Source organism: Paraconexibacter algicola, from assembly GCF_003044185.1.
GTDB lineage: Bacteria > Actinomycetota > Thermoleophilia > Solirubrobacterales > Solirubrobacteraceae > Paraconexibacter > Paraconexibacter algicola.
The window spans coordinates 1496857-1515102 of record NZ_PYYB01000001.1; the positions used below are offsets into that span (position 1 = coordinate 1496857).

The 18246-nt window shown below is 73.9% G+C and carries 16 protein-coding genes; 6 read left to right on the plus strand and 10 right to left on the minus strand.

Features of this window, described 5'->3' with window-relative positions; genetic code table 11:
• Positions 1-110: 110 nt before the first annotated feature.
• The 3 genes from C7Y72_RS07195 to C7Y72_RS07205 all read right to left on the minus strand — a co-directional run bounded on the left by C7Y72_RS07195 (position 111) and on the right by C7Y72_RS07205 (position 6196).
• Complete coding sequence (locus tag C7Y72_RS07195; protein ID WP_107568096.1) at positions 111-4688, minus strand: DEAD/DEAH box helicase; 4578 nt, start codon at positions 4686-4688, stop codon at positions 111-113.
• Positions 4689-4766: 78 nt separating this feature from the next.
• The gene (locus C7Y72_RS07200; protein ID WP_107569673.1) at positions 4767-5426 is read right to left on the minus strand and encodes a uracil-DNA glycosylase; all 660 of its coding nucleotides are present in this window, start codon (positions 5424-5426) and stop codon (positions 4767-4769) included.
• Positions 5427-5512: 86 nt separating this feature from the next.
• A complete protein-coding gene (locus C7Y72_RS07205) occupies positions 5513-6196 on the minus strand; it encodes a TetR/AcrR family transcriptional regulator (protein ID WP_107568097.1) in 684 nt (227 codons plus the stop codon).
• A 27-nt stretch (positions 6197-6223) separates the two neighbouring features.
• Here C7Y72_RS07205 and C7Y72_RS07210 point away from each other — a divergent pair, with 27 nt between their 5' ends.
• Entirely contained in the window at positions 6224-6649 is a 426-nt protein-coding gene (locus tag C7Y72_RS07210; RefSeq protein ID WP_158276703.1) for a nuclear transport factor 2 family protein, read from the plus strand.
• Between the two features lie 16 nt (positions 6650-6665).
• Positions 6666-7874, plus strand: coding sequence for a lipase family protein (locus C7Y72_RS07215; RefSeq protein WP_107568099.1), 1209 nt, complete (start codon positions 6666-6668; stop codon positions 7872-7874).
• A 27-nt stretch (positions 7875-7901) separates the two neighbouring features.
• Here C7Y72_RS07215 and rfbD read toward each other — a convergent pair whose 3' ends face one another.
• On the minus strand, positions 7902-8750 hold the full coding sequence (rfbD, locus tag C7Y72_RS07220) for a dTDP-4-dehydrorhamnose reductase (protein WP_154734003.1): 849 nt from the start codon (positions 8748-8750) through the stop codon (positions 7902-7904).
• A 135-nt stretch (positions 8751-8885) separates the two neighbouring features.
• Between rfbD and C7Y72_RS07225 the strand changes: the two genes are divergently transcribed.
• Complete coding sequence (locus C7Y72_RS07225; protein WP_107568100.1) at positions 8886-9506, plus strand: LURP-one-related family protein; 621 nt, start codon at positions 8886-8888, stop codon at positions 9504-9506.
• A gap of 78 nt (positions 9507-9584) precedes the next feature.
• Positions 9585-10187 (plus strand): hypothetical protein, encoded by a 603-nt coding sequence (locus tag C7Y72_RS07230; RefSeq protein ID WP_107568101.1) that lies wholly within the window; start codon positions 9585-9587, stop codon positions 10185-10187.
• 4 nt (positions 10188-10191) lie between these two features.
• Here the strand turns inward: C7Y72_RS07230 and C7Y72_RS07235 are convergent, their stop codons facing one another.
• The 4 genes from C7Y72_RS07235 to C7Y72_RS07250 form a co-directional block, all read right to left on the minus strand.
• Complete coding sequence (locus tag C7Y72_RS07235) at positions 10192-10677, minus strand: pyridoxamine 5'-phosphate oxidase family protein (RefSeq protein WP_107568102.1); 486 nt, start codon at positions 10675-10677, stop codon at positions 10192-10194.
• Positions 10678-10707: 30 nt separating this feature from the next.
• Positions 10708-12045, minus strand: a complete 1338-nt coding sequence (locus C7Y72_RS07240; RefSeq protein WP_107568103.1) for a hypothetical protein — start codon at positions 12043-12045, stop codon at positions 10708-10710.
• Positions 12046-12193: 148 nt separating this feature from the next.
• Positions 12194-13678 (minus strand): calcium-binding protein, encoded by a 1485-nt coding sequence (locus C7Y72_RS07245; RefSeq protein ID WP_146175287.1) that lies wholly within the window; start codon positions 13676-13678, stop codon positions 12194-12196.
• A gap of 98 nt (positions 13679-13776) precedes the next feature.
• Complete coding sequence (locus C7Y72_RS07250; RefSeq protein ID WP_107568105.1) at positions 13777-15831, minus strand: helix-turn-helix transcriptional regulator; 2055 nt, start codon at positions 15829-15831, stop codon at positions 13777-13779.
• A gap of 151 nt (positions 15832-15982) precedes the next feature.
• On the opposite strand from C7Y72_RS07250, the gene C7Y72_RS07255 reads away from it, so the two are divergent.
• Both C7Y72_RS07255 and C7Y72_RS07260 read left to right on the plus strand, forming a co-directional pair.
• On the plus strand, positions 15983-16618 hold the full coding sequence (locus C7Y72_RS07255; protein ID WP_146175288.1) for a response regulator: 636 nt from the start codon (positions 15983-15985) through the stop codon (positions 16616-16618).
• Positions 16619-16620: 2 nt separating this feature from the next.
• On the plus strand, positions 16621-16818 hold the full coding sequence (locus C7Y72_RS07260) for a histidine kinase dimerization/phospho-acceptor domain-containing protein (protein ID WP_158276704.1): 198 nt from the start codon (positions 16621-16623) through the stop codon (positions 16816-16818).
• A 4-nt stretch (positions 16819-16822) separates the two neighbouring features.
• Here the strand turns inward: C7Y72_RS07260 and C7Y72_RS07265 are convergent, their stop codons facing one another.
• Complete coding sequence (locus C7Y72_RS07265) at positions 16823-17809, minus strand: 3'-5' exoribonuclease YhaM family protein (RefSeq protein ID WP_107568107.1); 987 nt, start codon at positions 17807-17809, stop codon at positions 16823-16825.
• A gap of 96 nt (positions 17810-17905) precedes the next feature.
• Entirely contained in the window at positions 17906-18241 is a 336-nt protein-coding gene (locus tag C7Y72_RS07270; protein ID WP_107568108.1) for a hypothetical protein, read from the minus strand.
• Positions 18242-18246 lie beyond the last annotated feature (5 nt).

Consider the following 18246-nt stretch of genomic DNA (forward strand, 5'->3'; position numbering starts at 1 on the left):
TCTGGGTGATCCGGCGCCCATATGCGGGTGCGAGATCACCCAGTTCGGCGGGATTGGGGGCTGCGGGCGGGCGCCAGCCGGGGCGCGGCGGGCGGGCGCAGCCCGGCCGGTCAGGCGCTCAGGGTGAGCTTCGTCGGGTTCTGACGGAAGCCCGCGGCGACCAGCAGCGGCTCGAGGACGTGGGCGATGACGGTCTCGCCGTCGATCTTCTCCAGCGCGAGCTTGCGACCGCGACCGGCGCGGACCCAGTCCGCGAGCGCGTCCAGCGCGGTCGGCAGGCGCGGGTCGTCGAACGCGCACAGGACCCGCAGCGACCGCCCGCCGCGCTCGACGTAGAGGACCGGCTCGGCGCCGCTCAGCACCACCACGGCCCCCGCGACCCGCTGTGGCGCCCGCGTCTCGCCGTCGTCGCGCTTGGGCCACGGCAGCACCGCACCGTAGGGCTGGGCGGGGTCGGTCGCGCCGAGCACGAGCGGCGGCGCCTCGTCGTCGGCCTTCTGCGCGCGCAGCCGCTCGACCGCGCTGGGGAGCGCGAACTGCGCGCCGCCGAGACCCTCGACGAAGTAGCCGCGGCGGCAGACGCCGAGCGTCTCGAGGTCCCCGAAGACGTCGTAGAGGCCGCTGAAGCCGCCCGCGACCCCCTCGCCGACCACGTGCTCGCGCGTGACGATCCCGTGCCGCTCGAGGAGCAGCTCCGCGACGGTCCGCCGTCGCGCCCGCGGGTCGAGGACGTCGGCGGGCCCGGCGGAGAACAGCGGCGCGGCGGACGCCCAGCGGCCCACGACCTGCGCCTGCGCGCCGAGCCGCCGCGAGGCGAACCGCGTCCCGGCCCGCCGCGAGGAGCCGGACCGCGATCGCGCCGCCGCCTGCGCGGAGCGCGCGAGCGTCAGCCGCGGCGCGCGCAGCGGCGCCCACGCGTCGTTGGTGACCTCGCCCGCCCACACGAGATCCCACAGCGCGTCCTGCAGCGCCTCGGGCGCCGCGTCGACGAACTCCGCCAGCAGGTCGGTGAAGAACGCGGGTGCGTGCTGCAGGCGGCCGCGCAGCGCGGCGTGCAGCTCCCCGTCGACCTCCTCGACCGGGCGCAGGCCGGGAGGACCGATCGCCGCCGCGTCCTCGCGGAAGTACAGCGCCACGCGACCCGACCGCCGGCCCAGCGCACCCGAGCCGACCCACACGACCTCGCCGGAGGCGCACAGCTGGTCCAGCCACGTCGGCGAGTAGGCGCCGATGCGCCGCGGCAGCACCTCGGACTCCCACGTCTCCACGGGCAGCGCGAGCCCCTGCAGCGGCACGAGCGTCTCGCGCAGCCGGTCGATGCCCGCCCCGGCGGGCGGGTGGCGGTCGATGCCGTGCCAGGACGGCATGAAGCGCCCGAGCGCCCGCTGGTCGGCCGCCTCGATCTCGTGCCGCAGCGCGGCGAGCGACGCGCGCCTCAGCCGTCGCAGGACGTCGGCGTCGCACCACTCGCGCACCGTGCCGCCCGGGCGCAGCTCGCCGTTGACGAGCGTGCCGTCGCGCTCGAGCGCCTGCAGCACGAGGTCCAGTCCGCCACCGGAGGCGAGCCCGTAGCGGGCGCGCAGCTCCGCGGTCGTGAACGGGCCGCGCGTGCGCGCGTACCGCGCGACGAGCTTGCGCAGCGCGTCGGGGACGTCGGCGACGAACGCGGCGGGCAGCCCGCCGGGCGGGACGGTGCCGAGCGCGTCCCGGTAGAGGCCGGCGTCGTCGGCGGCGATCCAGCGGTCCTCGCCGCCGACGCGCACGAGCACGGCGCGACGCTGGTCGGCGAGCGCCGCGAGACCGGCGGCGACGTCCACGCCCTCGTGCGCGCGGGCGCGCAGCTCGTCGAGCGACAGGTCGCCGACCCGGCGCAGCACGTCGGCCAGTTCGTCCCGGGTGGTCGCGCGCGTGCGCTCGGAGAGGTGCTGCAGGTCGGCCTCGACCTGCTCGAGCGCGCCCGCGTCGATGAGCTCGCGCAGCTCGTCCTGACCGAGCAGCTCGCGCAGCAGGTCCTTGTCGAGGGACAGGGCGGCGGCGCGCCGCTCGGCGTTGGGCGTGTCGCCCTCGTACATGTAGGTCGCGACGTAGTCGAACAGCAGCGACCCGGCGAACGGCGAGGCGGTCTTCGTCTCGACCGGGACGAGCGCGATCTCGCGGCGGTGCAGCGCGCGCAGCAGCTCGATCGTGCCGGGCACGTCGAGCACGTCGCGCAGGCACTCGCGGTAGGTCTCCAGCACGATCGGGAAGTCGCCGTAGCGCTTGGCGACCTCCAGCAGCGACTGGGCCTTGAGGCGCTGCTGCCACAGCGGCGTGCGCTTGCCCGGGTAGGCGCGCGGGATCAGCAGCGCGCGGCCGGCGTTCTCGCGGAAGCGCGCCCCGAACAGCGCGGACGAGCCCAGCTCCCCGACGACGAGGTCCTCGAGCTCGTCGGGCTCGACGAGGATCAGGTCGAGCACGTCCTCGACCCCGGCACGGTACGGGGGCCCGGCGTCGGCGTCATGTGACGCCGACGCCACCCCGAGATCCGCGTCGGGGAGGTGGACGATGATGCCGTCGTCGGACCAGATCGCGTCGGACTCGAGGCCCAGCTCGTCCCGGATCCGGGCGGAGAGCGCGAGCCCCCACGCGGCGTGCACGCGCCCGCCGTACGGGGACAGGACGCAGACCCGCCAGTCGCCCAGCTCGTCGCGGAACCGCTCGACGACGATCGCGGTGTCGGACGGGATCACGCGCGTGGCGTCCTGCTGCTCGGCGAGGAACGCGAGCAGGTTGCGGGCCGCGCGCGGGTCGAGGTCGTAGTCGCGCTCGAGCTGCTCGGCCGGCAGGTCGACCGCGGTGCGCGCGAACTCGCCCATCGCCTGCCCGAGCTCCTTCGGGCGGCCGATCGTGTCGCCGCGCCAGAACGGCACCGCGCCGGGCGCGCCGGGCGCGGGGGTGACGATGACGCGGTCGCGCTGGATCTCCTCGATCCGCCAGGTCGACGCGCCGAGCAGGAACGTCTGCCCGGGCCGTGCCTCGTAGACCATCTCCTCGTCGAGCTCGCCGACCCGCCGGCCGTCCGGGAGCGTCACCGAGTAGAGGCCGCGGTCGGGGATCGTGCCCGCGTTGACGATCGCCAGTGCGCGGGCGCCCTTGCGCGGACGGATCGTCCCGGCGACGCGGTCCCAGACGATCCGCGGGCGCAGGTCCCCGAACTCCTGCGACGGGTAGCGCCCGTCGAGCATGTCGAGGACGTTCTCCAGCAGCTCGCGTGGCAGCTCCGCGTACGAGTACGTGCGGGTGATCAGGGCGTACAGGTCGTCGACGGCGACGACGCCCTCCTCGTCGGACGAGGCGTCCGGGGCGGCGGCGGACGCGGCGATCGCGACGATCTGCTGGGCGAGCACGTCGAGCGCGTTGCGCGGCACGACCGTGGGCTCGATCCGCCCGTCGCGCATCATCCGCGCGACGACGGCGCACTCCAGGAGGTCGCCGCGGAACTTCGGGAAGATCCGGCCCTTGGAGACGTCCCCGACGTTGTGCCCGGCGCGGCCGATCCGCTGCAGGCCGCGCGACACGGACTTCGGCGACTCGACCTGCAGGACGAGGTCCACGGCGCCCATGTCGATGCCGAGCTCCAGCGACGAGGTGGCCACCAGGCACGGCAGCTCCCCGGTCTTCAGCAGGTCCTCGACGACCAGGCGCTCCTCGCGCGCGAGCGACCCGTGGTGGGCGCGCGCGATGATCTCGACCTCGCGCTCCGCCTGCGGCTCTCCGTCCTCGTCCCCGGCCTCGTTGTGCAGGTCGTTGAGTCGCAGCGCGAGGCGCTCGGCCGCGCGGCGGTTGTTCACGAAGACGATCGTGGACCGGTGCTCGTGCACGAGCCGCAGCAGCTCGGGGTAGATCGCCGGCCAGATCGACCGGCGCGTCGCCTCGCCGCCGACGACCGGGTCGAGCGGGTCGCGGTCGATCGACTCGTCGGGCTCGACCATCGACTCGACCGGCACGTGGATCTGCAGGTCCAGCGGCTTGCGCACGCCCGCGTCGACGATCGTGCACGTCCGCCGCGGCCCGACCATGAAGCGGCCGACCTCCTCCAGCGGGTTCTGCGTCGCGCTCAGGCCGATGCGCTGCACGTCACGGTCGGGGTGCTCGGCGGCGACGAGCGCGCTGAGCCGCTCGAGCGTCAGCGCCAGGTGCGAGCCGCGCTTCGTCCCGGCAACCGCGTGGATCTCGTCGACGATCACCGCCTCGACCCCGGTGAGCATCGCGCGCGCCTGCGAGGTGAGCATGAGGTACAGCGACTCGGGCGTCGTGATGAGGACGTCCGGCGGGGTGCGCTGCATCTGCGTGCGCTCGCGCTGCGGCGTGTCCCCGGTGCGGATCGCGACCGTCGGGACGCGCGCCTCGTCGCCCCCGGCGATGCCGCGCAGCGGCGCCCGCAGGTTGCGCTCGACGTCGTGCGAGAGCGCCTTCAGCGGCGAGACGTAGACCAGCCGCACGCCGGGCTCGGTCGACGGCTCGGCGACCAGCCGGTCGAGGCCCCAGAGGAACGCGGCGAGCGTCTTGCCGGACCCGGTCGGGGCGGAGATGAGGACGTGCTCACCCGTCGCGATCGCGGGCCACGCCTGCTCCTGCACGGCGGTGGGACCGGCGAACGCGCCCGTGAACCAGTCGCGGACGGCCGGGGTGAACGCGCGCAGGGACATCGCCTCCGAGGGTACCCGGGGCCTGCGGTCAGGAACGGTCCTGATTGCGGCCGGGGCGGGTGGCTGGCGCGCCCGCGGTCAGCGCCCGTCGGCGATCGCGCGCGCCTGCTCGAGCACGTCGTCGATCATCGGCTCGGTCAGCCGGCCGGTGAACGTGTTCTGCTGGGAGACGTGGAAGCAGCCCAGCAGCGGCAGCCACGCCCCGTCGTCGAACAGCGCGCCGTGGCCGAAGCGCGGCTTCGGTGGCCCGGCGGCCGGTGCGCCCGCGGCGCGGCGCAGCCGCAGCGCCGCCTCCCAGGCGAACCCGCCGAGGCACAGCACCACGCGCAGGCGGGGCAGCAGCTCGAGCTCGCGCACCGCCCACGGCAGGCAGGTGTCGCGCTCGTCGGGCGTCGGCTTGTTCGCGGGCGGCGCGCAGCGGACCGCCGCGCTCACCCAGGTGTCGTGGAGCGCGAGCCCGTCGTCGCGCGCGACCGAGGTCGGCTGGTTGGCCAGGCCCGCGCGGTGCAGCGCCGCGTAGAGGAAGTCGCCGGAGCGGTCACCGGTGAACACGCGGCCGGTGCGGTTCGCGCCGTGCGCGGCGGGTGCGAGGCCGAGGACGAGGATCCGGGCGTCCGGGTCCCCGAAGCCGGGCGCGGGCCGGCCCCAGTACTGCTCGTCGGCGTAGGCGGCGCGCTTGACGGTCGCGACCTCCTCGCGCCAGGCGACGAGGCGCGGGCACGCCCGGCACTCCGTCATCCGCTCCTCGAGGACCGGGAGCGCCGGCGCGTCGGTGGCCTGGGCGACGACGTCGCGCGGCTCGAGCGCGGGCGGTGGTCCCGCGGTCACTCGCCGCCGTCGGCGAGCTCGGCGGCCTGGCCGAGCAGCCCGAAGAACAGCCGCTCGATGACGGGCTCGAGGTCGGTGGGGTCCTCGGGGACGCCGTGGCGCAGCTGGCGGTCGACGAGCGCGGCGATCGCGCCGACGATCGCGTAGGTGTCCTCCAGCGACGCGAAGTTCGGGGCGTCGTAGTGCGGGGCGACGGCCTTGTTGTCGTCGTAGAGCAGCTGGGCGAACAGCTGGAAGACGCGGTCGCGGCGCGCGAGCGCCGCGGGGCCGGCCCCGACGACCTCGACGAGCAGGGTCCGCGACGCGTCCGGGAACTGCGTGAGCGTCCCGAGGAACGCGCGGACACCGCGCTCGATCCACTCGTGGTAGCTCTCCGACTCCCGGCGGTTGGCCCGCTGGTTGTCGGCCATCTCGCGCATGATGATCGCGGCCGCGTCGTCGAACAGGGCGATCAGGCACTCCTCCTTGTTGGAGAAGTGCTCGTAGAACGTGGCCTTCGACATGCCCGCCTCGCGGGCGATCGCCTCGGCGCTCGCGTCGGCGTACCCGACGCGGGCGAACACCGCGGCCGCCGCCTCGAACAGCCGCTTGCGCTGCACCTCGACGCGGACCTCGAGGGGTGGGGCGTGACGCCCGCGCGGCACGCTGCCGCCTGAGCTGCTGGTGGGCGCCTCGGCCATGAGGCCATGCAAGGTACCCTCTCGCCGATGCCGACCGCCGCCCGCCCGCTCCTCGCCGTGCTCGTCGCCGCCACTGCGCTGGCCGGCTGCTCGGGCTCCGAGGAGAGCTCGTCGCCCGACTTCAAGGGCGAGCAGAAGCTCGTCGCCAACGTCGTGGAGGACCTCCAGGACGCGGGCCGCGAGCAGGACGCCGACCAGGTCTGCCAGCTGCTCAGCGAGCAGCTGATCACGACGATCCGCGCGACCGCGGGCGGCAAGGCCACCTGCGCCGAGGCGATCGACGACGCGATCCAGGACGCGGACTCCTTCGATCTCTCCGTGAAGTCGGTGACGGTCACCGGGACCACGGCCAAGGCGGTCGTCGAGTCCGAGGACCGCGACAAGAACGTCCGCGACACCATCCAGTTCGTCAAGGACGGGCAGCGCTGGAAGATCAGCGCGCTCGCCGGCTGACCCGCGGGCCGACGCCGTGCGGGCCGCGGCCCTCGCCGCACTGACCGCGGCCGCGACCCTCGCGCCGCTCGCCGTGGGCCCGGCGACCGCGGCCGCCGCCGTCCCGAAGGGCCCGTCGGGCAGCGCGTTCTACCGCGCTCCGGCGTCCGTCGTCCGCGGCCCGGCCGGCACCCCGATCCGGGCCCGCGCGGTCTCGCGCTCCAGCCACAACGCGGTCCCGGGCGCGTCCCGCACGCTGCTGGTCCTGTACCGCTCGCGGACCGCGGCCGGCCGCGCCACCGCGACGTCGGGGCTCGTATCGCTGCCGCGCGGTCGTGCGCCGAGGGGCGGCTGGCCGATCGTGTCGTTCGCGCACGGCACGAGCGGGATCGCCGACGCGTGCGCCCCCTCGCGCGACCGCCGTCCGTCGTCGGTGCGCGCCAACCGCGCGTACCTGACGCCGTTGCTGACGCGCTGGCTGAAGCGCGGCTACGCCGTCGTGCGCACGGACTACCAGGGCCTTGGGACCGCGGGCGCGCACGAGTACCTCGTCGGACGCTCGGAGGCCGCCGCGGTGCTCGACCTCGCGACCGCCGCGCGGCGACTGGACCGGCGCGTCGGACGGGCGCTGATCGTGGCGGGCCACTCGCAGGGCGGGCACGCGGCGCTGTGGGCCGGGGCGCGGGCGCGCGCGGTCGCCCCGGGCCTGCGGCTGCGCGGCGTCGTCGCCTACGCGCCCGCGTCGAACCTCGCCGACCAGATCGGCCTGGCGCGCGCGTACGTGACGCCCGGGTTCGGCTACTCCGCGTTGATCGGCCTGATCGTGCGGGGCCTGGACGAGGCCGGCCAGGTCGACCCGCGCGAGGCGCTCTCCGACGCGGCGCTCGCGCTGTACCCGAGCACGCTGACCACGTGCATCGGCGAGCTCAGCGGCCTCTCCTCCTGGGGGCGCCTGTCGCCGCGCGCGGTCCTGCGCTCCGACTACGACACCGCCCGCATCGCCGGGGTGCTGCGCGCCCAGGGACCGGAGACGCTGCGCTTCGGGCGCATCCCGGTCTACGTCGCGCAGGGCACCGCCGACCAGACGGTGCTGCCGGTCTTCACCCGCTCGCTCGTCGCGAAGCTGCGGGCCGGCGGGGCGCGCAGCGTCAGCGACCGCACGTTCTCGGGGGCGGACCACGGCACGATCATCACCCGCGCGGCCGCGTCGTCGACCGCGTGGATGGCCCGCCGCCTCGGCCGCTGACGCGCGGCGCGCGGCTCGCCGGCGCGCTCAGGCCGCGCCGGCGCGCGCGTCCAGGTAGGCGGCCAGGCCGTCCTGCCACGGCGGCAGCACGACGGCGGGGTCGCGCTCGGTCCCGAGCACGCTGTACGCGGGCCGGGCGGCGGGACGGGGGAACGCGTCGCTGGTGGTCGGCACGACGCGGCAGGCGACGCCCGCCCGGTCGAAGATCTCGATCGCGAACTCGTTCCAGGAGACCGCGTCCTCGCCGGTCGCGTGGAAGAGACCGGTGTCCTCGCGGCGCTCCGCGAGCTCCAGCAGGGCCGGGGCGAGGTGGCCGGTCCAGGTCGGCCGCCCGATCTGGTCGGTGACGACGCTGATCTCGTCGCGGTCGGCGCCCAGGCGCAGCATCGTCTCGACGAAGTTCGTGCCGCCCGCCCCGTACACCCAGGCGGTGCGCACCACGGCGTGCCCGGCGTCCGCCTCGAGCACGGCACGCTCGCCGGCGAGCTTCGTGGCGCCGTAGACGTTCAGCGGTCCGACCGGGTCGGACTCGACCCACGGCTCGGTCTTCGACCCGTCGAACACGTAGTCGGTCGACACGTGCACGAGCCGCGCGTCGATCGCCTCCGCCGCGTTGGCGAGCAGCCCGGGCGCGGTGCCGTTGGCGAGCATCGCGCGGTCCCCGTGCTCCTCCGCGCCGTCGACGTCCGTCCACGCCGCGCAGTTGACGATCGCGGTCGGCTGCGTGCGGCGCAGCGCCGCCTCGACCGCGTCCGCGTCGGTGATGTCGAGCTCGGCGCGCGTGAACGGTACGACCTCCAGGCCGAGGCGTCGCGCGTGCTCGACGGTCGCGCGGCCGAGCATGCCGGCCGCGCCGGTGACGACGAGCCGGGTCACGAGACGGGACGGCGGGCGTCGGTGCGGAACGGCGACCCGTGCCGCGGGCACAGGGTCGCGCGACCGCCGGGGATCGGGCGCACGGGAGCGGACATCGACCGCAGAGCGTAGACACCTGCCATCGTTGCCGTCCGCATGGTGCAGCCCAACGACCACGACCGCTTCGTCCTCCGCCAGCGGGTGAAGCTCGTCATCAACCAGTACGCGTTCTCGGTCCCGCCGACCGATCCGGAGGCGGACGACGACGGGGAGGCGTTCTGCTTCGTCGAGCAGAAGCGGTTCTCGTTCAAGGAGGACATCCGCTTCTTCACCGGGGAGTCCAAGGAGGAGGAGCTGCTGCGGATCCTCGCCCGGCAGCGGTTCGACCCGCGCGCCACGTACGACATCAGCTCCGGCGGGCACGTCGTCGGCAAGATCCAGAAGGTGTTCGGCCGGTCGCTGCTGCGCTCGACCTTCACGCTCTACGACGCGCAGGAGAACGAGGTCGCCACGGTGCGCGAGCGCAGCATGGCGGTCGCGCTGTTCCGGCGTTTCGTCGGGCTGGTCCCGTACGTCGGGGATCTCGCCGACTGGCTGCCCATCCCCTACGACTTCGAGTTCCTCCGCGGCGAGGAGCAGGTCGGCATCATCCGCCGGCGCCGCTGGAAGTGGCGTGACGTCTACGACATCGACATGACGGCGGATCCGGGGAAGGCGATCGACCGCCGTCTCGTGCTCGCGACCGCGGTCGGCACCGACGCGCTGATGGCCCGGTAAGGATTTCGTCAGCGGGTTGTCACATCTGGGCTCCACGCTGGGTGGTGCAGGTCCCAGCCATCCAGTGAAGGAGACCCGATGCCCCGCACGACCACGTTCCTCACCGCCGCGCTCGCCGCCATGGCGCTTGCGAGCCCGGCCGTCGCGCTCGCCCAGAGCGCCCCGTCCCTGACCGATCCCGCGGGTGACGCGGTCGACCGCTACGGTCGCACCGTCGACGCCGCGGATCTGCGCGAGGGGAGCCTGCGGATCGAGGGCGACCAGCTCGTCGCCCGTACCCGCGTGACGAGCCTCGCGTCCTTCGTGTCCGCGTCGACCACCCTGACGATCCCGGTGCAGAACGCGCGACCGCTGGACATCGGCCAGGTCATCGAGCTGACCGTGAACGCCGGTGACGTGAACGCCGGCGGGTACGTCGGCGACGCGAACCGCGACACGTTCGGGAGCACCGGCGGCGTCTCCGTGACCGGCACGGCGACCACCGACACCGCGACGGGCGTGCTGACGGCCCGGTACGCGCTGGAGGACATCAACCGGGCGCTCGACGCCCGCGAGGGCCAGCGCCTCGGCGCGGGCACGTCGGTGTCCTCCCTCGGCGCGACCGCGACGGCCCGCCAGCGGGGGCTCCTGCCCCGTGCCGCGAACGACCAGGCGTCCGCGCTCGGGCCGTTCACGCTCTAGCGCGTCAGTACACCCCGCCGAGCTTGCGGTGGTCCCAGGTCGCGCGGCGCGTCTCGACGAACCGCATCGCGACGCGCTTGGCGGCCTGGGCGGCGATCAGCTGCTTGGCCTCGTCGGAGGACGCGGCGAGGTCGCCGCCGTAGCGGGCGGTGATCTCCAGGCCCAGCTGCGTGACCGCGTCGACGTCGCGCACGAGCTCGACGTCGGTCTCGAGCATCACGCCGCGCAGCAGGTGGTACTCGGTGCCCGCCTCGACCTGCAGGGTCGCGCGCGGGTCGCGCTCGAGGTTCTTGATCTTCTGGGACTTGCCGAACGTCCAGGCCCAGAGCTCGGGGGCCCCGTCGGGCCCGGTGTCGCGCACGACGTACCAGAGCGGCATCAGGTGCGGGAGACCCCGCACGCCGTTGGTGGCGCAGATGACGGTGCGCTCCTCCCCGAGGAAGGAGCGCACCTCATCGTCGGTCATCTGGATCTGCCCGCGGCGACTCATGCCGCGCAGCCTATCCGGGCGGCGGGCCGCCTAGAACTTCGGCTTGCCCTGGCCCTTCGGCGCCCTGGTGACGAGCTTGCCGCGCGCGTCACGGACGTTGATCTGCAGCGTCTGCCGGCTCGTGACCCGCGAGGAGCTGAGGTCGCCGCGGTACTCGAACACGAGCTTCCGGGTGAACAGGTTGCGCGGCATGATCTGCGTCAGCCGGCCGAGCTCGCGCGAGCGCAGGCCCGTCTTCACCAGCCGCTTCGTGCCGCCCGGGAGGACGTGGAACACGTCGATCCGCGCCCGCACGATGCTCTTGCCCGAGCAGTTGACGATCCGGCCGCGCGTGACGACGCGCTCCTGGCCGAAGCGCACGCCCAGCGTCTTGCGACGGTTCTTCGCGAAGAACATCGTCAGCCGGCCACAGCCGCCGTTGGTGCCGTTGCGCACCGGGCTGGTGCCCGCACCGCTGACCGAGCCGGGCGTCGTCACCGTGACCGGGACGGGGACCGTCTGGGTCGGGCCGGGGACCGTGGTCGTGGGGCCCGGGACGGTGGTCGTCGGACCGGGGACCGTGGTGGTCGGGCCGGGGACGGTCACGGTCGGGGGCGGCGGCTCCGCGTCGCAGGCGTTGCCGTTCTGCGAGGAGACGCGGCTCTCGCCGAGCACGACCGTCGCCAGCGGCTTGCCGATCACGTCGGCCAGCGCGCCGAGGACCTCGATCCGCAGCGCGGTCTGGGTCAGCGCCTTGCTGCCGTCGGCCGCGGTCGACGTCTCCTGGCGGTTGACGTACACCTTCGCGACCGCGCCGAGCGGCGAGTCGGTCAGCGGCACGGCGATGCCGTCGAGGACGGAGTCCAGCGGGATCGCGTTGCCCGCGATGCGCAGGTTCGTGACCTGGCTCGACCCGGTGAGGGTCGGCACGCCGGCGACGCACGAGGCGCTCGCCGTGCTCTGCACCGCGTCGGCGGTCACGAGCACGCCGCCCGGGATCGCCGACTGGATCAGCAGGTTCAGCTTCTCCGCCGAGGTCGTCGCCGTGTTCGTGCGCGTGTTGCGCGCCACGCCCAGCCCGGGCGTCACGGTCGTCTCGGCCTTCAGCACGTCGCCGACGACGGTCAGCGGCGTCACGTCGATGCGCTCCTGCGCGGACTGGCTGTCCGGCAGGCACGCCGGGTTGTCCGGCGCGGTCGCGCTGTTGCGGCCGTTGGCGAGCAGCGGCTCGACCGGGCTGGCCGGCAGGCCCAGCAGATCGGTCAGGCCCTGATCGACGCGGATCAGGCTCGCGCGACAGTTCCAGTTCGGTTGCGTGGTCGGCGCCTGTGCGGAGCCGATCGACGACCCGATGAGGACGCCCGTCCCTGCGAGCGCCGTGGTGAGCATCACTGCTCGGGTACCCCTGCCCATGTCGTGTCCTCTTTGGTCGAGGGCCGGCCGCTCCCACAGCCGACCACGTGTGTGCGAAGCATCCTCCCCGATCGACCCGGGGCGCGCGAGGAGTACCCGCGCACCCCGGGGGGCAATCAGGCGATCAGCGCTTCGGCCGGAAGGTGCTGATCGTCTCGCAGCCCTTGGAACGCCGGACCTCGTCCGGGTTCACGCGGGCCTTGTCACGGCCACTGCCGCAGCTGACCGTCGCGGGCTTGCCGGCGGTCGCGGTGTTGATGAAGTCGTTGCCGGCCCCACCGAACACCTTGTCGGCGCCGAACGCCGCGTTGATGCTGTCGTTGCCCGAGCCACCGGAGAGGTAGTCCACCCCGGGGCCGCCGTTGAGCGCGTCGTTGCCGGCCAGGCCGAACACGCGGTCGTTGCCGATCGCGCCGTTGACGTTGTCCTTGCCGGCCCCGCCGTCGAGGCAGTCGTTGCCACGGCCACCGTCGACCGCGTCGTTGCCGCCACGCGCGATGACGCGGTCAGCGCTGTTCGTGCCGGTGATGCGGTCCGCGCCGTTGGTGCCGGCGACCGCGAACTTCGGGCCGGGGCCCTTCACGCACGGGCTGTTCTTGTACAGCTGGCGCGCGACGTTCAGCGAGATGACCGTGCCACCGCTCGGGCCCTCGAACGGGCGGCCGATGACGACGATGCCCTGGCCGCCCGAGGCGGACGCGGGGATGATGCAGACGCCGTTGACCGCGTCGAACGACGAGCCGTTCGGGCACGCCTTGCTCGTGTTGGCCCCGCCGACGGACCCCTGCTCGTCGATGTCGGCCACGCCGTCACCGTCGGTGTCGATGTTCTCCGGCACGTTCGGGTTGCACGGCTCGCCCTGACCGCTGACGCGGGACTCGGCGATGATCACGTCCGCCAGCGGCGCGGCGCCCGCGGAGGGCAGCAGCTGGATGTGGGCGCCACGCTGGATCAGCGTGTTGCCGTCACGGATCTGCTCGTTGAGCTTGACCTTGACGATGACGCCGAGCGCGTCGCTGACCGCGTCGGTCAGCGGGCCGAGCAGCGGGTCGAGCGCGATCGGCTGGCCGCCGATGGTGAGCTTGACCGCGTCGCCGCCGCCCGAGAGCTCGAGCGCGCCGTTGACGCACTTCGCGGTCGCGAACGAGCTGACCGCGTCGGCGCCGATGACGATCGTGTTGCCGGCGTTGAGGCTGAGGTTCTCGACCGCGGCGCCCGAGGACGTCACGGTGTCGAGCGGACGGACGCCGTCGGGCGTCACGTCGGTGATGGCGTAGGCCGACTTGGCCTTGATCGCGGGCGCCAGCGCGACGGCGTCGGTCGTGTTCGGCAGGCCCGCCGAGCTGTCCACGCACTTGGCGCGCGCGGTCGTGACCGGGTTGAGCGTGCTCTGCCCGGCGACGGTCGCCTTCACGGCGTCCGCCGAGCAGTCGACCTGGTTGGCGGCGGCGGCCGGAGCGGCCGGCGCGACGGCGAACGCCGCGGCGATGGCGGCGACGGCGAGCGGCGTCCGACGCCGCGTGAAGTGGCCGCGCGCCCCCGCGCGACGGCCGTGTCCCTGATTCATGTGGTCCTCCATGTTGTGCGAGCCAGGCGTGGGACGGCTCACTCTGCCCGCCCCAAGCGTAGGTCCTTTTGCGCCCGACCGCTTTCCCGGGAAACGGCTGGACGACGGGCCTGGATCACCCGTTCCGTCCAGCGGACGGCTCAGCGCAGACGCGCCACGGCCTGCGCGACGGCCCGCCGCGCCTCGGCGGGCTCGAGGACCGCGGCGTCCCCGGCCTCCTGCAGGACCGTCCGGACCAGGTAGTCCGTGCCCTTGTAGGGCCATTCGACGACGATCGCCCCGTCGGCGAGCTCCTCGGCGACCGGGCGCTCCTCGCGCAGCCACCGGGCCCGCTCGGGCGAGACCCACAGGCGCGCGGTGTGCGACGCCTCGACCTCGCCGGTGGTCAGCCATCCGTCCACGGCGGCGGCCGCGTCGACCTCCGGCCGGGGCACGAAGGTCTGCTCGAGGACCTCGACCTCCTTGATGCGGTCCAGGCGGAAGTGGCGGACGTCGTCCTTGTTCGGGTCGAACGTCGCGACGTACCAGCCCTCGCGGCCGTTGGTCAGCGCGTAGGGCTCGAGCGTCCGCTCGCTGAACTCGTCCTCGTTGCTCTTGTAGTAGACGATCCGCACGAGCCGGTGGGCGACGATCGCCTCGGACATCGTGCGGGCGATGTCCGCGTCGTCGGCGCCGCTGCGGGCGACCTGCAGGCCCTGCTCCATCGGGTCGTGCCCGAGCGCCTCGACGATCTTCTGCCGCGCGGGGGTCAGGGCGCCCTCGGGCAGGTGGTCGCCGATCAGGTCGATCGCGGCGATCAGCGCCTTCGCCTCCACCGGCAGCAGCCGGGCGGGGCGGTCGAAGTTGTCGGAGTAGGGCTCCGGGTCGACCTCGATCGTGCCGTCGGCCAGCACCTCGGCGTAGAGGACGTAGGAGCCGCCCCCGAAGTTCACGACGTTCAGGACGTTGATGTCCTCGGCCAGCTCCTGCTCGGAGATCTGCAGGCGCTCGAGCACGTCGGCGACGACGAGCCGCTCCCCGGCCCGACCGGCGTGGATGAGGATGCTGGCGAGCGTGACGAGCCGCGCGAACCGCTCCGGGCGGATCGCGGTCTCGCGCCGCGCGGACCCGGTGTCGGCCTCGACGGCGGCCCCGGCGGCGCCGTTGCCGAGCACCACGGGCGCGTGCTCGAGGGCGTCGCCGTCGTGGCGGCGGGCGAGCAGCTCGATGCGCTCGTCGATGACGTCGCGCAGCGCGGGGGGACCGAGCACGCGGGCGTGCTCGCCGAGGCGCAGCACCCAGGCCGCGAGCTGGCGGTCCGACGCGTAGGGGGTCGAGAAGACGATCGCGCCGTCGCCCTCGTCGGCGGGGCGGACCTCGCCGAAGCGGCCGAAGTGCCGCTCGACCTGCCAGGCGATCCGTCCGCCGATCCACACCTCGGCCGTGTCGACGACGTCCCCGTACTGCCACTCCGCGCGGTTGGAGTACGTGCGCGGGTCGAAGTCCGCGGGCTTCTTGAAGTCGTGCTCGGCCTTCGTCGCGTAGGCGACCTTGCCGCGGATCCGCGAGAGCCGGAACACGCGCAGCGCGCCGCGCTCGTGGCTGTGGCCGAGCAGGTAGAACTGGCCGCCCTGGAACAGCAGGTGGTACGGGTCGACCTTCCGGGCGCCCGTCTCGTCGCGGGCCATCGTGTAGTAGTCGAAGGTGATCGTCTTGTTGCGGAAGATCGCGGTCTCGACCTTCGCGAGGCGCTGCGACAGCTCGTGGCCGCCGGCGTTGCCGCGGACCCCGAGCGCGAGGCCCGCCTGGTCGGGGGTCTGCAGCGGGCTCGGCCGGCCCCAGGTGATCTGCTGGAGCGCCAGACGCAGCGGCTCCGCGTAGGCGAACTCGCCGTCCAGGAGGCTCAGCGCGGTCTGCAGCGACGCGAGCTCCTCGTCGGAGAAGGCGATCGGCGGCAGGTGGAAGTTCTCGGGTCGCAGCGAGTAGTTCTCCTGCTCGGCGACGCCGTCGACGGGCTTCTCGACGGTCAGCTGGATGCCGAGGGACTCGAGCTCGGCGCGGTCCGCGTAGAACCGCCGCGCGAACGCGTCCTCGTTCATGCCGCTGTAGCCCTCGACGTCCCTGCGGATCTCCAGCGCCGTCACCGGACGGCGCTCAGCCATGAGGTACGAGATCAGGGAGAGCTGGCGAATCAGCTTCTCGGTGTCCTTCGCCATCGGCTGGTCACCTTAGACGCACGGGGCGGGCGGCGGGCTTCGGTGGCGGCCCGCGCGCCGGATTCCCCGCATTCTCCGGTCGTTCGTGGGAGGGTCGGCGACCGCTGTGACGAAGGTCACGGACGCGGTAGCCTCGCTGCCGGGAGAGACCATGACCAAGCTCGTAATCGTCGACGACCACGAAGCGCTGCGGGAGGGCCTGGCCGCGCTGCTGTCCGGGAGCGGCCTGGAGATCGTCGGGGCGGCCGGCAACGTCGCCGCCGGCCTGGATCTCGTCGAGCACACCGGGCCGGACGTCGCGCTGCTCGACATCCGCCTGCCGGACGGCAGCGGGATCGCGCTGACGCGCGAGCTGCTCGCCCTGCATCCCGATCTCGGCGTCGTCCTCTACACGGGGGACAGCGACGCGGAGCTCCTCTACGACGGCCTCGACTCGGGCGCGCGCGGCTACGCGCTCAAGGCGGGCTCGATGGACGAGCTCGTGTCCGCGATCGAGCGCGTCGCCGCCGGCGGCACGTACGTCGACCCGCGCCTGGACCGGATCCTGCTGTCGCCGCGCGCCACCGCCAACGTGCCGCAGCTCTCGCCGCGCGAGCGGGAGATCATGCACCTGATGGCCGAGGGCATGACGGCGGAGCGGATCGGCGAGGAGATCACCGTCAGCGTGGAGACCGTCCGCACCCATGTGCGCAACGTCATCCGCAAGCTGCAGGCGCGCAACCGCGTGCATGCGATCGCGATCGCGCTGGAGCGCGGCGAGATCGCGCTCGACCACTCCGAGGACTGACCGTGGACGACGCCGAGGAGCGGCTCGCCCGGCTCGTGCACGACGTCCGCACGCCGCTGACGATCGTGCTCGGCTTCAGCGACATGCTGCGCCGCCGCGGCGAGGACCTCGAGCCCGAGCAGCGGGCCGAGTTCGTGCAGCGCCTCGACGAGGCCGCGCGCGACATCCAGCGGCTGCTGGACGAGGCGCGCCCGACCTGACGGGTCAGGCCGCGTCGCGCGCCGCGCCGGCCGGATCGGTCCGGGCGGGTCGCGCGCCGAAGTACGCGCTGCCGCTGATCGCCCGGTCGTAGCCCGACCAGGAGGCGCCGGGTGCGAGCTCCTTCTCGAGCCGGTCGAACGAGCCGAGACGGCCGCCGAGGTTGTCGATCATGTGGACGAGCGTCGCCTCGCGCGTGACCGGCACGACGGGGCTGCCGTGCTCGAGCGTGCCGTGGTGGCTGAGGATGATGTGGAGGATCGCGTCCGCCGTCGCCTGCGGGAAGCCGGGCAGGTCCTCGATCAGCCGCCGGACGCGGTAGTAGCCCATCGGGATCTCGCCCTGCAGGCGCCCGAGGTCGGTCATGTCGGGGGCGGCGGGCTCGCGCGTGTACGCGTCGAGCTTGCCGATGTCGTGCAGCAGCGCGCCGGTGACCGCGACGTCGCGGTCGATGCCCGGGAACGTCGCACTGATCGCGCCGACCGCCTGGGCGACCGTCAGCGAGTGCTCGAGCAGGCCGTGCGTGTAGGCCTGGTGGTAGCGCTTGGCCGCCGGGGCGACGGAGAAGTGCTCCCACGTCGCGGTGTCCGCGCCGAAGACCGCGTCGAGCAGCCGGCCGAGGTGCGGGTCCTGGACGGTGGCGATCAGCTCGCGCAGGTCGGCCTCCATCCGCGCGAACGGCTGCGGCGGACCGTCCTGCAGCGCGGCGGCGTCGTAGTCGCCCTCGGCGACCGGGACCCACTGGGCGACCTCGAGCTGGCGGCCGTAGCGGGCGTCGTCCACGAGCTCCCCGACCACCCGCACCGCGATCCCGGGGGCGAGCGCGGCGCCGAGCTCGTCGAGGTCCTCGCGCACGATCGCGGTGACCGCCCCGCTGCGGTCGCCGACGGTCACGCGCAGGTACGGGCTCCCGTCCTTGCGGGTGCGGGGCTCGGCCCGACGCACCAGCAGCACCTCGTCGATCGGGCCGGGCTCGAGATCGCGCAGCAGCATCGCGGCGAACGGTAGGGGCGCGCCCGGACGACGCCCCCGTTCGCCGGCGAGGAAGTCCCTGCAAATGAGCGATTCGGGTCGGGCGCCGTCCGGCGTTCAGGGCTGCTGGCGGCGGCGCCGCGCGTCGCGCCGCAGCAGCTCGTCGCTGGCCTCGTCGGGCCACACGCCGTGGCGGTCGAAGAAGGCGCGGGCGTCCGCCTCGTCGTGGCGGTCGCGCTCCCCCGAGTAGCTCATCCGCAGCAGCACGTTGAACAGCCAGATCGACAGGCCCGCGCCGATGATCCCGGCGCCGCCCTCCAGGGCGATCTCGTCGCGCCCGATCACGATCACCGCCAGCCCGCCGACCACGACGATCGCCGGGAGCCAGGTGCGGACGAACGAGATGACGACACGGGCTGTGATCGGACCACCATCGCACACCGCGCAGGCCACGGGCG

Coding starts and splice junctions, on each gene's coding strand:
- C7Y72_RS07195 (WP_107568096.1), bottom strand. CDS start 4,688: ATGTCCCTGCGCGCGTTCACCCCGGCCGTCCGCGACTGGTTCACGGGC.
- C7Y72_RS07200 (WP_107569673.1), bottom strand. CDS start 5,426: ATGACGGAGTGCCGGGCGTGCCCGCGCCTCGTCGCCTGGCGCGAGGAG.
- C7Y72_RS07205 (WP_107568097.1), bottom strand. CDS start 6,196: ATGGCCGAGGCGCCCACCAGCAGCTCAGGCGGCAGCGTGCCGCGCGGG.
- C7Y72_RS07210 (WP_158276703.1), top strand. CDS start 6,224: ATGCCGACCGCCGCCCGCCCGCTCCTCGCCGTGCTCGTCGCCGCCACT.
- C7Y72_RS07225 (WP_107568100.1), top strand. CDS start 8,886: ATGGTGCAGCCCAACGACCACGACCGCTTCGTCCTCCGCCAGCGGGTG.
- C7Y72_RS07230 (WP_107568101.1), top strand. CDS start 9,585: ATGCCCCGCACGACCACGTTCCTCACCGCCGCGCTCGCCGCCATGGCG.
- C7Y72_RS07235 (WP_107568102.1), bottom strand. CDS start 10,677: ATGAGTCGCCGCGGGCAGATCCAGATGACCGACGATGAGGTGCGCTCC.
- C7Y72_RS07240 (WP_107568103.1), bottom strand. CDS start 12,045: ATGCTCACCACGGCGCTCGCAGGGACGGGCGTCCTCATCGGGTCGTCG.
- C7Y72_RS07250 (WP_107568105.1), bottom strand. CDS start 15,831: ATGGCGAAGGACACCGAGAAGCTGATTCGCCAGCTCTCCCTGATCTCG.
- C7Y72_RS07255 (WP_146175288.1), top strand. CDS start 15,983: ATGACCAAGCTCGTAATCGTCGACGACCACGAAGCGCTGCGGGAGGGC.
- C7Y72_RS07265 (WP_107568107.1), bottom strand. CDS start 17,809: ATGCTGCTGCGCGATCTCGAGCCCGGCCCGATCGACGAGGTGCTGCTG.